This is a genomic window from Embleya sp. NPDC020886 (assembly GCF_044333915.1).
GTDB lineage: Bacteria > Actinomycetota > Actinomycetes > Streptomycetales > Streptomycetaceae > Embleya.
The window spans coordinates 587,265-602,907 of sequence record NZ_JBIRRX010000005.1 but is presented as its reverse complement, the minus strand read 5'-3'; the positions used below and the strand labels follow the sequence as shown (position 1 = coordinate 602,907).

General features: G+C 72.7%; 2 protein-coding genes. Both read left to right on the top strand.

Annotated features, from left to right (window positions below; all coding sequences use genetic code 11):
* The first annotated feature begins 24 nt into the window (after window positions 1-24).
* Entirely contained in the window at window positions 25-7,785 is a 7,761-nt protein-coding gene (locus ACH4U8_RS21610; protein ID WP_395779449.1) for an amino acid adenylation domain-containing protein, read from the top strand.
* A gap of 11 nt (window positions 7,786-7,796) precedes the next feature.
* Window positions 7,797-15,638, top strand: a complete 7,842-nt coding sequence (locus tag ACH4U8_RS21605) for an amino acid adenylation domain-containing protein (protein ID WP_395779447.1) — start codon at window positions 7,797-7,799, stop codon at window positions 15,636-15,638.
* Window positions 15,639-15,643: the final 5 nt, after the last annotated feature.

Genomic DNA, 15,643 nt, shown 5'->3' with positions numbered 1-15,643 from the left:
TGGTGCCGCCGATTTGGAGACCCAATGATCCCGTTGTCGTTCGCGCAGCGCCGGCTGTGGTTCGTGGACCGGTTCGAAGGCCCGTCGCCGACCTACAACGGCGCGTTCGCGCTGCGGCTGACCGGTGAACTGAGCGTGGGCGCGATGGAGTCGGCGCTTCGCGACGTCGTCGACCGGCACGAGATCCTCCGTACGGTGATCGTCGAGGACGACGAGGGCGTGCCACATCAGCAGGTGCTCCCGGCCGACCACCGGCCGTTCCGACTGCCGGTGGCCGAGGTCACGCAGGCCCGGCGGGCGGCGGCGGTCGAGGAGGTGGCCACCGAGACCTTCGATCTGGCCGCCGACGTGCCGATCCGCGCGCTGCTGGTGCGGTGCGGACCGCGCGACCACACCCTGGTGCTGGTGGCGCACCACATCGCGGTGGACGGCGAGTCGTTCGGGCCGCTGTTCCGCGATCTCACCACCGCCTACGCGGCGCGCAGGCAGGGCCGGGCCCCGGCCTGGGAGCCGCTTCCGGTGCAGTACGCGGACTACACCCTGTGGCAGCGCGACGTGCTCGGTGACGAGTCCGACCCGGACAGCCTGGCGGCCCGGCAACTGGACTACTGGCGAGCGACGTTGGCCGATCTGGCCCAACCGCTGGCGATACCCACCGACCGTCCGCGCCCGAAGGCGATCAGCCCCCGCGGCGATCAGGTGGCGTTCACCATCGACCCCGAACTGCTGGCGTCCGTGGAAAAGTTGGCGGCTCAGGCGGACACCACCGTCTCGATGGTCATGCATTCCGCGCTGGCCGTCCTGCTGTACCACCTCGGCTGCGGCGACGACGTGCCCATCGGCGCGCCGATCGCCGGCCGCACCGACGAGGAACTGCGGGAGCTGGTCGGCTTCTTCGTCAACACCTGGGTACTGCGCGTCGATCTCTCCGGGAACCCGACCTTCCGCGAGCTGCTCCGGCGGGTGCGGGACCGGGCGCTGGCCGCCTACGACAACCAGGACATGCCGTTCGAGCGGTTGGTGGAACTGCTGAACCCGGACCGGTCCACCGCCTACAACCCGTTCTTCCAGGTGATGTTGTCCTGGCAACCGCCCGTGCCGGATCTGACCCTGCCCGACCTCGACGTGCGGGCCGAGCGACTGGACACCAAATCAGCCAAGTTCGACCTGTTCTTCGACATGATCCCGCTCGCCGCGGGCGGCGCGAACTGCCGGCTGGAGTACGTCACCGACCTGTTCGACCAGGACACCGTCCAGGGCATCGCGAACCGGTTCGTGCGCGTGCTGAGCCGGCTCGTGGCCGACGCCGGGCACCGGATCGGCGGCATGGACGTGCTCGACGCGGCCGAACGGGAGCGGTTGCTCGTCCGGTTCAACGACAGTGCCACCGCGGTGCCCGAACTGACCGTCCCGGATCTGTTCGAGGAGCAGGTGGCCAGGACCCCCGACGCCCCGGCGATCGTGTGCGACGACCGGACGCTGACCTACCGCGAGCTGGACGACCGGGCGAACGACGTCGCGGGCGAACTGGTCCGGCGGGGCGCCGGGCCGGAGGACCTGGTGGTACTGGCGCTGCCGCGCACCGAGGACCTGGTGGTCGGCCTGCTCGGCATCCTCAAGTCCGGTGCCGGCTACCTGCCGATGGACCCGCAGTACCTCGGCGGGCGGGCGGCGACCGTGCTGGCCGAGGCCGCGCCGCGGTTCGCGGTCACCGACACCGCGACGTGGCGGGACCTGCCGCACGAGGACATCACGACCGTCGACCTCGACCGGCGCGCCGAATGGCCCGCCCGCGCCGGGGCGTCGCACGCGGGCCGGATCCCGGCGCCGCGCCCGGACAACCTGGCGTACGTGATGTACACCTCCGGCTCCACCGGCAAGCCGAAGGGCGCGGCGATCACCCACCGCAACCTCGTCAACGGGGTACGCGAACTGGTGCGGGTGCTGGACGCGCCGCCCGGGTGGCGGATGCTGGCCGGCACCTCGGTCAACTTCGACGTCTCGGTCTTCGAGCTGCTGACCACCCTGACCACCGGCGGCACCGCCGAGGTGGTGCCCAACGCGCTGGTGCTCGGCGAGCGGGACGGCTGGGACGGCCAGGTGATCAGCGCGGTTCCCTCGGTGCTGGGCGAACTGCTCGGCCACCTGGGGAAGACGACCGGGGTGCGCTCCGTCGTGCTCGCGGGCGACGTGCTCCCGGCCCGGCTGGTGCGACAGGTGCGCGCGGCGCTGCCCGACGCGCAGATCGTGAACTCCTATGGGCAGAGCGAGAGTTTCTACGCCACCACGTTCGCCCTCGGGGCGACCGAGGAATGGACGGACGGCGAGGTCGCGCCGATCGGCACCCCGTTGGGGAACATGCGCGCCTACGTGCTCGGCCCGGGACTGGCCCCGGTGCCGCAGGGTGTGATCGGAGAGCTGTACGTGGTGGGGACCTGCCTGGGTCGCGGCTACCACGGCCGCCCCGGGATGACCGCCGAGCGGTTCGTGGCGAACCCGTTCGGCCCCGCGGGCGAACGCATGTACCGCACCGGCGACCTGGCCCGCTGGAACGCCCAGGGCAGGCTGGAGTGCCTGGGTCGCGGCGACGGCCAGGTCAAGGTGCGCGGCTTCCGGATCGAGACGGCCGAGGTCGAGGCCGCGCTCGCGCAACACCCCGGCCTCAGCGAGGTCGTGGTGGTCAGCCGCGAGGTACCCGCGGGCGGGCGACGGCTCGTCGCGTACGTGGTGCACATCGGCGAGGGAGGCGTCGGCGCCGACGGTGTCGGCGGGATCGGCGACGTGGACGTGCAGGCCGGGGCCTCGGCCGCCGAACTGCGCCGGTTCGTCGCGGCCCGGCTGCCCGACTACATGGTGCCGTCGGCCTTCGTGGTGCTGGGCCGGATGCCGCTCGGGCCGACCGGCAAGCTGGACCGCTCGGCGCTGCCCGAACCGGAGTTCGTGGGCGAGGTCTACCGGGAACCGCGCACCGAGGCCGAGGAGATCATCACCGCGGCCTACGCGGACGTACTCGGTGTGGAACGGGTCGGTGTCGACGACGACTTCTTCGCGGTGGGCGGGGACAGCCTGCGCTCGATCCAGGTGGTGGCCCGGGCCCGCGCCCGCGGCCTGGACCTGACCACCCGGGAGATCTTCGAGTGCCGTACGGCGGCCCGCCTCGCCGAGGTGGCCGGCACCGACCGGGACCGGGCGCCCGCGCTCGCCGAGGACGAGGGCGGCGGCGTCGGCCCGATGCCGTTGCAGCCGGTGGCCCGACACGTCTTCGAGCACGGCGGCGGCATCGACCGCTTCGCCATGTCGATGGTGCTCGAACTGCCCGCGGACATCGACGAGCGCGGCCTGGTCGCGACCCTGGACGCGGTGCTGGACCGGCATGATCTGCTGCGCGCGCGGCTGGTACGGGCCGACGAACTCTCGCTCGTCGCGCGGCCGCAGGGCTCCGTGCGGGCGGCGGACCTGATCCGCCGGGTCGCCTGCGACGGCCGGTGGGACGAGCCTTCCGCGCTGAAGGCGGCCAAGGCGGAACTGGACGACGCGGTCGGGCGACTCGACCCCGAAGCCGGGACGATGGCCGCCTTCGTCTGGTTCGCCCCGGAATCGGGAGCGGGCCGGCTGCTCGTGCTGCTGCACCACCTGGTGGTCGACGGCGTCTCCTGGCGCATCCTCATGTCGGACCTGGCCGAGGCATGGCAGCAGGTCCGCTCCGGTCGCCCGCCCGAGCTGCCCGAGGTCGGCACCTCGGCCCGGCGCTGGGCCGCGGCCCTGGAGAGCCAGGCGTTCGCCCCGGAACGGGAAGCGGAGCTGGACTACTGGCGGGACGTGCTCGAAGCGTCGAACCCCCCGCTGGGCGCCCGGGCGTTCGACCCGGCGGTGGACGTGATGGCCACGCTCGACAGCGTGCGGGTGCAACTGTCCGCCGAGGTCACCGAGGCGGTGCTGACCAAGCTGCCCGCGGCGTTCAAGAGCACCGGGACCGACGTGCTGCTCGCCGCCCTCGCGCTGGCGGTGAACCGGTGGCGCGACGCGGACCGCTCGACCCTGGTGCGGTTGGAGGGGCACGGCCGGGAGGAGGACGTCGTCCCCGGCGCCGACCTGTCCCGGACCGTCGGCTGGTTCACCAGCATGTACCCGGCCCGGATCGACGTGCGCGGGGTCGACTCGGCCGACGCGCTGACCGGCGGCCCGGCCGCCGGGACGGCGATCAAGCTGGTCAAGGAGCAACTGCGGGCGATCCCGGACAAGGGCGTCGGGTACGGACTGCTGCGCCATCTGAACCCGGAGACCGGCGCACGACTCGCCGACCTCCCGGTGCCGCAGATCGGGTTCAACTACCTCGGCCGGATCTCCGACGCCGACGTGCCCGAACACCTGCGCGGCAACGGGTGGGGCCCGGCGTCCTGGTCCGCCGAACTGATCCCGGCACCCGACCCGGACCTGCCCGCGTTGTCCGCCCTGGAGGTCAACTCGGTCGCCACCGAGACCGCCGACGGCACCCGGTTGCAGGCGGTCTTCATGTTCCCCACCGGGGCGCTGTCCCGCGAGCGGGCCGGCGAACTGGCCGACCTGTGGGTCGAGATGCTGCACGGCATGGCCGCGTACGCCGCACGGCCGGCGATCGGCGGACTGACCCCCTCGGACGCCCCGCTGGTGCCGGTGCGCCAGGACGAGATCGAGACCTGGGAGACCCGCTACGGCCGGCTGACCGACGTCTGGCCGGTTTCCCCGTCGCAGTCCGGGATCCTGTTCCAGGCGGCGTTCGCCGACGGCTCCTTCGACGTCTACCACATGCAGTTCGTGCTGCACCTGTCCGGACGCGTGGACCCGGCGCGGATGCGGGCCGCCGGCCAGGCACTGCTCGGCCGGTATCCGAACCTGCGTTCCGCGTTCGTCACCGGCGCCGGCGGCGATCCGGTGCAGGTCGTGGCGGAACACGTGGTGCTGCCCTGGCGGCACGTCGAGCTGACCGGGCGCGGCGAGGCCGAACAGGACGCGGCACTGGACACGTTCCTCGCCCAGGACCGGGCCGACCAACTCGATCCCACCCGGCCGCCGCTGTTGCGCCTGGGGCTGCTCACCTGCGGGCCGGAGCGGGCGAAGCTGGTGATCACCGCGCACCACACCGTGTTCGACGGCTGGTCGTCGCCGTTGGTGATCACGGACCTGGTTCGGCTGTACTCCGAGACCGAAGAGCTTCCGCCGGTCCGCAGCTACGGTGACTACCTGGCCTGGCTTTCCCGGCAGGACCGGGAGGCGTCGGCCGCCCGGTGGGCCGCCGAGCTCGCCGGACTGGAACAGCCGACCCTGGTCGCCCCGAAGGCCCCGTTCCAGGAGGCGGCGTCCGCCCTCGGGCGGGTCGAGGTGCCGCTGTCGATCGACAAGGGCCGCGAACTCGCGCGGCGTGCCGCGGAGTTGGGGGTCACCCAGAACACGCTCCTGCAAGGTGCCTGGGCGATCCTGCTCGCCAAGCTGACCGGCCGGCAGGACGTGGTGTTCGGCGCGGCCGTCAACGGTCGCCCGGCGGACCTGCTCGGCTCGGACGAGATGGTCGGCCTGTTCATCAACACCCTGCCGATCCGGGTGTCGTGCCGACCGGAGCACACCCTGGGCGGTGTGCTCACCGAGTTGCAGGCCCGGCAGACCGCGCTGCTCGACCACCACTACCACGGACTGGCCGACATCCAGCGCGGCGTGGGGCTGCCCGCCCTGTTCGACACGATCGTCGTGTTCGAGAACTACCCGGTCGACCGCGAGGGCATGGCCGACGCGAACACCTCGGCCGGGTTCACCATCGACGGCATCCGGCCGTTCGCGGGCTCGCACTACCCGCTGACCCTCAACTCCGCCGACCCCTACCTGCGGCTTTCCCTCGACTACCAGAACAACCTCTACGACCGCGCCGAGGCCGAGGTGATCGCCGCCCGGCTCGTCCGGGTGTTGGACGAACTCCTCGCCGATCCGGGGGCGCGCCTCGCGGACGTCGACGTACTCGGCGAGCAGGAGCGGCACTGGTTGTTGCACGGCGTCAACGACACGGTCGAGCCGACCCTGGAACCGGACCTGGTGCGGGCGGTGTCCGCGCAGGCCCGGGCGACGCCGGCGGCTCCGGCCGTGATCGGCGAGGAAGAGTCGTTGACCTACCGGGAGTTGGAGGAGCGGGCGAACCGGTTGGCGCATTGGCTGATCGATCGGGGGGTGCGGCCGGAGTCGCTGGTCGCGGTGTGCCTGCCCCGAACCGCGGACCTGGTGGTCGCGCTGTCGGCGGTGCTCAAGGCCGGCGCGGGATACATCCCGATCGACCCGGCACACCCCCGTGCGCGGATCGACCACATCCTGGCGGACTCCCGTCCGGCGCTCGTGCTCGATCCCGATCTGCTCGCCGATGCGCGGTGTTCGGCGTATCCGGATTCGCCGCCGGAGCCGGTCGTGCGGCCGGAGAACACCGCGTACGTGATCTACACCTCGGGTTCGACCGGACGGCCGAAGGGAGTGGCCGTCTCGCGCGGCGCGTTGGCCAACTTCCTGGCCACCTTCCGCCGACGGGTTCCGCTGACGGCGGCGGACCGGCTGCTCGCCGTGACGACGGTCTCCTTCGACATCGCGGGGTTGGAGCTGTATCTCCCGCTCATCTCCGGGGCGGCGGTGGTGCTCGCGGGCAAGGACACCGTCGCCCAGCCGTCGGCCGTGGTGGAGACGATGCGCCGGCACGAGGTCACCGTCGTCCAGGCGACACCGGCGTTCTGGCAGATGTTGCTCATGGAGGAGCCGGACGCGGCGCGGGGTCTGCGGATCCTGGTCGGTGGCGAGGCGCTGCCCGCGCAACTGGCCGAAGCCCTGGCCGCGGCGGGCGTCGAGGTTGCCAATGTGTACGGTCCGACCGAGACGACGATCTGGTCGACGATCGCGCGGGTCGAGCCCGGAGGCGGTGTCCCGGCGATCGGGACGCCGGTCGGGAACACCTCGGTCTACGTGCTCGATTCGGCGCTGCTGCCGGTCCCGCGCGGGGTGCCGGGCGAGTTGTACATCGCCGGCGACGGCCTGGCCCGCGGGTATCAGGGTCGGCCGGAGTTGACCGCCGCGCGCTTCGTGGCCTGCCCGTTCGGCGAGCCCGGCGCGCGGATGTATCGCGCCGGCGATCTGGTGCGGTGGGGCGCGGACGGTCGACTGGAGTACCTCGGACGCACCGACTTCCAGGTGAAGGTCCGCGGCTTCCGGATCGAACCCGGGGAGATCGAGCAGGTGCTGGCCGAACACCCCGGCGTGGCACAGGCGCTCGTCGTGGTGCGCGAGGACCGCGTCGGGGACCAGCGGCTGGTCGCGTACGTGCTGGCGGGCGCCGGGGCGGACCCGGGCGGGCCGGACGTCGAGGCGCTGACCGGCCTGCTCCGCGAGCGCCTGCCGGAGTACATGGTTCCCTCGGCGATCCTGTCGCTCGCCGCGTTCCCCACCACACCGAGCGGGAAGATCGACCGCGCCGCGCTGCCCGCACCCGACCACGCGAAGGCCGCGACCGGACGCGGACCGCGCAACCCCAGGGAGCAGGTGTTGTGCCGGCTGTTCGCCGAGCTGCTCGGGGTGGAGGAGGTCGGCATCGACGTCGGCTTCTTCGACCACGGCGGGCACTCGCTGCTGGCCACGCGGCTGATCGGCCGCATCCGCAGCGAACTCGACGTGGACGTCAAGGTCACGATGGTGTTCCGCAATCCGACCGTCGCCGGGTTGGCGGCGCGGATCGAGGAGTTGTCGAAGTCGAAGCGCCGCCCCCAGCTCCGCCAGATGACCGTCTAGGAGAAGCGTCGATGATCCCGTTGTCTTTCGCCCAACGCCGACTGTGGTTCCTGCACCGTCTGGAAGGCCCGTCCGCGACCTACAACTTCCCGTTCGTGCTGCGCCTGGACGGGCCGCTGGACACGGCGGCGCTGGCCGAGGCGGTGGCGGACGTCGTCACTCGGCACGAGAGCCTGCGCACGTTGGTCGTGGAGGACGCGGACGGCACGCCGGAGCAGCGGGTCCTGCCGCCGGAGGAGGCGGCCGTGCGGTTCGAGGTGGTGGACGTGGCCGCGAACGCGGTGGACTCCGCGCTGCACGAGGTGGTGTGCGAGGGGTTCGACCTGGACACCGAACTTCCCTTACGGGTGACGGTGCTTCGGATCGCTCCGCAGGAGCACGTGCTGGTCGCGGTGTTCCACCACATCGCCGCGGACGGGGCGTCGGTGGCACCGTTCCTGCGGGATCTGGTGTCGGCGTACTCGGCCCGCCGGGAGGGGCACGCGCCGGGGTGGCAGCCGCTGCCGGTGCAGTACAAGGACTACACGTTGTGGCAGCGGCAGCTCCTGGGCGACGAGGCGGACCCGGAAAGCATCGCGGCAGAGCAACTCGCTTACTGGCGTGCGGAATTGGCCGGGGTTCCGCAGCCGGTGCAGTTGCCGCTGGACCGGCCCCGGCAGACCGCGCCCGGACACCGCGGCGGCCACGTCGACTTCGAGATGGAACCGGAACTGCTCTCCGGCATCGGCAAGCTGGCCGCGGACCACGGTGCCACCGCGCCGATGGTCGCCCAGGCCGTGCTCGCGGTGCTCCTGCACCACCTCGGCGCCGGCAACGACCTGACCATCGGCAGCCCGATCGAGGGCCGCGCCGACGAGCAACTCGACGATTTGATCGGCTTGTTCGCCAACACCTGGGTGCTGCGCGTCGATCTGTCGAAGAACCCCTCGTTCGGCGACCTGCTGGAGCAGGTGCGCGATCGGGCGCTGGCCGCGTACGACAACCAGGACGTGCCGTTCGAGCGACTGGTGGAACTGCTCGGCCCGGACCGCACCACCTCGTACCAACCGCTGTTCCAGGTGATGCTCGCCTGGCAGTTCGTGTGGGCCGAGTTCGAGATACCGGGCCTGGAGGTCACCCCGGTCCCGGCGGGCACCGGCACCGCGAAGTTCGACCTGTTCCTCAACATCGTCCCGGGCGCGTCCGGGCGGGCCTACGGGCGGTTGGAGTACGCGACGGAGCTGTTCGACCACACCACCGCCGAGAGCCTGGCCGACCGCTACGTGCGGGTGCTGCGCCAGGTGGTCGCCGATCCCGACAGGCGGCTGGGCGCGGTGGACGTGCTCACCGAGGACGAGCACGATCGGCTGGACCGGTCGAACGAGACGACGGTGCCGGCGCCGGACTCGACGGTGGTGCGGCTGCTCGCCGAGCAGGCGCTGCGCACACCGGACGCGACCGCCGTGGTGTTCGGGCAGACCACCTTGTCCTACCGGGAGTTGCATGCGCGGGCCGACCGGCTGGCCGAGGTGCTGCGCGGGCGCGGGGTCGGGCCGGACGTCCTGGTGGCCGTGGCCCTGCCGCGATCCGCGGACCTGGTCGTCGCGCTGCTCGGCGTGCTCAAGGCCGGCGGCGCCTACCTGCCGATCGACCCCGAACACCCGGCCGCGCGCCTGGACCTCCTGCTCGGCACGGCCGCGCCCGCCCTGATCCTGACCGATCGGGACACGGCGTCGACGTTGCCGAACTGCCCGGCGCCGGTGCTGCACCTCGAAGACCAGCGCCTCGAAGACCGGAGTCCCGAAGCCCAGCGTCCCGAAGACCGGGACCGGCGCGACCTCGTCGGCGACGGGCCCGACACCGGACTCCGCCCGGACCACCTGGCCTACGTGATGTTCACCTCGGGTTCGACCGGAACCCCCAAGGGCGTCGCGATCACCCACGCCGCCGTGGTCAACGGGGTGCGGGACCTGCGTCGGGTGGCCGGGATCGAGGCGGGATCGCGGATGCTCGCCGCGACCTCGGTGAACTTCGACGTCTCCGTCTTCGAGATCTTCACCGCGCTCGGCACCGGGGCGAGTGTCGAGATCGTCCGGGACGTCCTCGAACTCGCCGAACGCGACCGGTGGTCGGGCAGCACCATCAGCGCGGTGCCGACGGTGTTCTCCGCGCTGCTCGACGACCTCGCCGGCAACCGCCCGGGCGCCCTGGAACTGGATGTGCGGACCGTGATCCTCGCCGGCGAGGCACTGTCGGCGGACCTGGTCCACAAGGTGCACGGCGCGCTCCCCGAGGCCCGGATCGTCAACGCCTACGGGCAGACCGAAAGCTTCTACGCGACCACCTTCACGCTCCCGCGCCGGTGGGCCGGGACCGGTGCGATCCCGGTCGGGCAACCACTGGCCAACATGCGCACCCATGTCCTGGGGCCGGAACTGGCCCCGGTCCCGCCGGGCGTGGTCGGCGAACTGTACGTCACGGGCCTGCTCGCCCGCGGCTACCACCGGGCCGGCGGGGCGACCGCGGAACGGTTCGTCGCCTGCCCGTTCGGACCCGCCGGCGCACGCATGTACCGCACCGGCGACCTGGCCCGGTGGGACGACGACGGTCGGCTGAAATACGTCGGGCGAGCCGACAACCAGACGAAGATCAACGGCATCCGCATCGATCCGACCGAGATCGAGACCGTCCTGGCCCGGCATCCCGCGATCGGCCAGGCGGCGGTCACGGTGCGCGAGGACGGGACCGGCAACAAACGACTCGTCGGCTACGTGGCGCCGGTGGGTGTTCGCCCCGCGGACGTCGACGTCGAGACGGGCGCCGATGTCTCGATGGCGGAGCTGCGGCGCTTCGTGGCCGAGCGGTTGCCGGACTACATGGTGCCCGCCGTGTTCGTGCTGCTGGACCGGCTGCCGTTGACCGCGACCGGCAAGCTGGATCGGGCGGCGCTGCCCGAGCCGGAGTTCGCCGGCACCGGCTACCGGGCGCCGCGCAGCGACGCGGAGCGGGTGTTGGCCGAGGTCTACGCCGACGTGCTGGACGCCGAACGCGTCGGTGTCGACGACGACTTCTTCGCCCGGGGCGGCGACAGCATCCGATCCATCCAGGTCGTCGCACGGGCCCGGACGCGTGGCGTGCTGGTCAGCACCCGCGAGGTCTTCGAGCAGCGAACGGTCGCCCGGCTGGCGGAGTTGGTCGAGGGCCGGGGGGACGAGGAGCGGGTCACCCTGGCCGAGTTGCCGGGGGGCGGTGTGGGCTGGGCGCCGTTGCCGCCGACCGCGGCGCATGTGCTGGAGCTGGGTGGCGGCATCGGTCGGTTCTGCATGTCCGCGTTGTTGACGCTGCCCGAGGGCGTCGATCGTGCGGGGTTGGTCGCGACGTTGCAGGCGGTGCTGGATCGGCAGGACGTGCTGCGTTCGCGGCTGGACCGGGCCGGGTCGCGGTTGTGGATGGACCCGGTCGGCGGTGTGGACGCCGGCGCGCTGCTGCGCGAGGTGGTCCACGGCGAGGCGGACGTACGGGCCGAGTTGCACGCGGCGGCGGGTCGGCTGGACCCGGACGCGGGCGTGATGGCGCAGTTCGTCTGGTTGTCGGCCGACGCGGACACCGACGCGGACGCCGGCCGGTTGTTGATCGTGCTGCATCACCTGGTCGTGGACGGCGTGTCGTGGCGGATCCTGGTCCCGGATCTGGTGTCCGCCTGGCAGCGGGTCCGCGACGGCCACACCCCGGAGCCGGCCGGCACGGGTACCTCGTTGCGCCGGTGGGCACATGCCCTGGCCGACGAGGCGACCGACCCCGCGCGGGTGGCCGAACTGCCCGTGTGGCAGGGGATCCTGGCCGGTGACGAGCCCGTGCTGGGTTCGCGGGAGCCGGATCGCACCCGCGATGTCGCGGCCACCGTGGACACGGTGCGCGTGCGGGTGCCGGCCGACGTCACGCGCACCTTGTTGGACACGGTGCCCGCGCTCTTCCGCGCCGGGGTCGACGACGCGCTGTTGGCCGCCCTGGCACTGGCGTTGGCGCGCCGGCGCGGCACCCGGGGCGGGGCCGGATCCTCGACGCTGGTCCGGCTGGAGGGGCACGGCCGCGAGGAGCACCTGGTGCCGGGCGCGGACCTGTCCGGCACGGTCGGCTGGTTCACCGCGATGTATCCGGTGCGCCTGGACTGGGCCGGGATCGACGTGGCGGACGCGTTCGCCGGCGGGCCGGCGGCCGGGCGGGCGATCAAGGCCGTCAAGGAGCAGTTGCGGGCGGTGCCGGACCACGGCATGGGCTACGGCCTGCTGCGCCGGCTCAACCCGGAGACCGCCGCCGTGCTGGCGGGGGAGCGCGAGCCGCAGATCGGCTTCAACTACCTGGGCCGGGCCTCCGGCGGGGACATACCCGAGGAACTGCGGGGCCTGGGGTGGGTCCCGGACACCACGCACGCGGACCTGATCGCCGCGCCGGACGCGGACCTGCCGGTGTTGTCCGCGCTGGAGATCAACGCGGTGACCGCGGCCGGCCCCGAAGGCGAGGAACTGACCGCGTACTTCGGCTTCCCGACCGGCGTGCTCTCCCGCGACGAGGTGCGCGAACTGGCCGATGCGTGGGTCGAGGCGTCGACCGCCCTGGCCCGGCACGCCGAAACGTGCGACGCCGGCGGGTTGACCCCGAGCGACGCGCCCCTGGTCACGGTGAGCCAGGCGGAGATCGACGCCTGGGAGGCCCGCTTCGGCAGACTGGCGAAGGTGTGGCCGGCGACTCCGGCACAGTCCGGGATCCTCTTCCAGACCATGCTGGCCGGGGCGTCGTTCGACCCGTATCACATCCAGTTGGTCTTCCAACTCTCCGGCGCGGTCGACCCGGAGCGCATGCGCCGGGCCGGGCAGGCACTGCTGGAGCGGCACGCCGGCCTGCGCGCAGCGTTCGTCGACCGGGCGGACGGCGACATCGTGCAGGTGATCCCGGAGACGGCGACCCTGCCGTGGCGCCACCTCGACCTGACCGGGGCCGACGAGGCGGAACGAGCCGAGGCGTTCGAGCGCTTCCTCGCGCAGGACCGGGCCGCGCACTTCGACGCGGACGCCCCGCCGCTGTTCCGGCTGGCCCTGGCCGTGCTCGACCCCGATCGACCGGAATTCGTGCTGACCGTCCACCACGTGTTGTTCGACGGCTGGTCCACGCCGCTGCTGATGCGGGACCTGCTGCTGCTCTACGCCGCCGACGGCGACCCGGCCGGTCTGCCCCCGACCCGCGACCACGGCGAGTTCCTCTCCTGGCTCGCCCGACAGGACCGGGACGAGGCGGCTCGGGCGTGGGCGGCCGAGCTCGAAGGCGTCGAGGCGCCCACCCTGCTCGCTCCCGACGCCGGCGACGCGGACGACGGCGCTCGCGGCCTGGTCGACATCCCGCTCCCGCTCGACCAGGCCCGCGAACTCGGCCGACGGGCAGCCGAGCTGGGCATCACCGCGAACACCCTGGTGCAGGGCGCCTGGGCGCTGCTGCTGGGCGAACTGACCGGCCGCCGGGACGTGGTCTTCGGCACCACCGTCTCCGGGCGCCCGCCCGCGGTCACGGGCGTCGAGTCGATGGTGGGGATGTTCATCAACACCGTCCCGGTGCGCGTCGCGTACGCGCCCGGTGACACCGTCGCCGAGGTGCTCACCCGGTTGCAGAGCCGGCAGGCCGGCCTGGTGGAGCAGCACTACCACGGGCTCGCGGAGATCCAACAGGCCGTCGGTCTGCAACCCCTGTTCGACACGCTGTTCGTCTTCGAGTCGTATCCGATCGACCGGAAGGGGCTCAGCGCCGCCACCGACGCCGCGGACGGGATCGCCTTCACCGACTTCCGCCCGTCCGCGGGCAACCACTACCCGCTGTGCCTGTTGGCGGCGGCCGACCCGGATCTCCAGCTCACCATCCAGTACGCGCCGGCCGTCTTCGACCGGGAGACGGTGCGGACGTACGCGGCCCGCCTGGCCCGCGTGCTGCGGCAACTGGCGGCCGACCCCGGGCTCGAGGTGGCGCGGATCGACACCCTGGAGTCGGCCGAACGCGAGCGCATGCTCGCCCGATTCGACGACCCGGCCGCCGCGCCCCGGCGCGTCACGATCACCGAACTCGTCGAGGCCCAGGTGGCCCGGACCCCGGACGCGGTCGCCGTGGTCGCCGAGGGCGAGTCGCTGACCTACGCCGAGTTGCACGCCCGCGCCGAACGGCTCGCGGTCGAACTGGTCGGGCGCGGGGTGGGCCCGGAGACCGTGGTGGGCGTGGTCCTGTCGCGCACCGCGAACGCGGCCGTGGCCCTGTTGGGCGTGCTCCGGGCGGGCGGGGCCTATCTGCCCGTCGACCCGGCCTTCGCCCGCAGCCGCCTGCCGCACATCCTGCCCGGCACCCGGCCGCACCTGATCCTGGCCGACGCGAGCACCCGCGACGTCGTCCCCGCCACGGACGTCCCCATCCTCGTCCTGGACGACCTCGACCTGCGGGCCACCGCGTCGACCGGTGCGGCGGCCACCGCGTCGACCACCGCCCGGCCGGCGGCCGGCCCGGACAACCTCGCCTACGTCATCTACACGTCCGGCTCCACCGGCGTGCCCAAGGGCGTGAGCGTCACACACACCACGGTCGTCAACGCCGTGGACACCCTGGTCGCGCACGCCGGCACCACGGCGGGCGGGCGGGTGCTGCTCGCCGCCTCGATCGGCTTCGACGTCGCGACCTTCGAGTTGTTCGCCGCGCTCACCACCGGTGGCAGCGTCGAGATCGTGCGCGACGTACTGGCGCTGATCGAACGCGACAGTTGGGACGTCGACGTCATCTGCTCGGTCCCGTCCGCGTTCGCCGAACTCGTCGACCAACTCGGCGACCGCATCCGGCCCACGGCACTGAACATCTCCGGCGAAGTGCTGACCCCGGCCCTGGCGGAGCGGGTGCGCACGCTCTGGCCGACGGCCCGGGTGATCAACAGCTACGGCCCCAGCGAGACCTTCTACGCCACCGGACACCTCCTGGACCCCGACGAGCGCTACGCCGGCGGGGTGCCCATCGGCCGCCCCTTCCCCGGGGTGCGGGCCTACGTGCTCGGCCCGGGCCTGACCCTGCTGCCGCCGGACACACCCGGCGAGCTCTACCTGGCCGGGGCCGGACGCGGCTACCACCGCCGCCCCGGAATGACCGCCGAGCGCTTCGTCGCCGACCCGTACGGGCCGCCCGGCACCCGGATGTACCGCACCGGCGACCTCGCCCGGCTCACCCCCGACGGCGAGTTGCACCACCTGGGCCGGATCGACACCCAGGTCAAGATCCGCGGCTACCGCGTCGAACCCGGCGAGGTCGAAGCCGCACTGACGGCCCATCCGCGGATCGCCCAGGCCGCCGTGGTGACGCAGCGGACCGACGACACCACTCCCTACCTGGCCGCCTACCTCGTCCCCGCCCCGGGCGCGAGCGCCCCGGACCCGGACGAACTGCGCGAGCACCTGGCCGAGCGACTGCCCGACTACATGGTCCCCGCCGCCTACGTACCGCTCGACCGGCTGCCGCTGTCGCCCAACGGCAAGCTCGACCTCAAGGCGCTGCCCGCCCCCGACCTCACCCCCACCAGGCCCTTCCGGGCGCCGCGTACCGCCCGCGAACAGGCGCTGGCCGCGTTGTTCGCCGAGGTGCTCGGCCTGGAGCGGGTCGGCATCGACGACGGCTTCTTCGAACTCGGCGGGCACTCCCTGCTCGCCACCCGGCTGATCACCCGCGCCCGCGCCGAGGTGGGCGTGGAGATACCCATCCGCCGGCTCTTCGACCTGCCCACGGTGTCCGCGCTCGCGGAGTGGACGGAGAAATCGGCTGTTCCCCTTCGCCCCGCTCTCCGCAAGATGATCGTAGAGGAGTAGAACCA

Bases quoted from the DNA above. Each gene is read 5' to 3' on its own strand.
- ACH4U8_RS21605 (WP_395779447.1), top strand. From the start codon at position 7,797: ATGATCCCGTTGTCTTTCGCCCAACGCCGACTGTGGTTCCTGCACCGT.
- ACH4U8_RS21610 (WP_395779449.1), top strand. From the start codon at position 25: ATGATCCCGTTGTCGTTCGCGCAGCGCCGGCTGTGGTTCGTGGACCGG.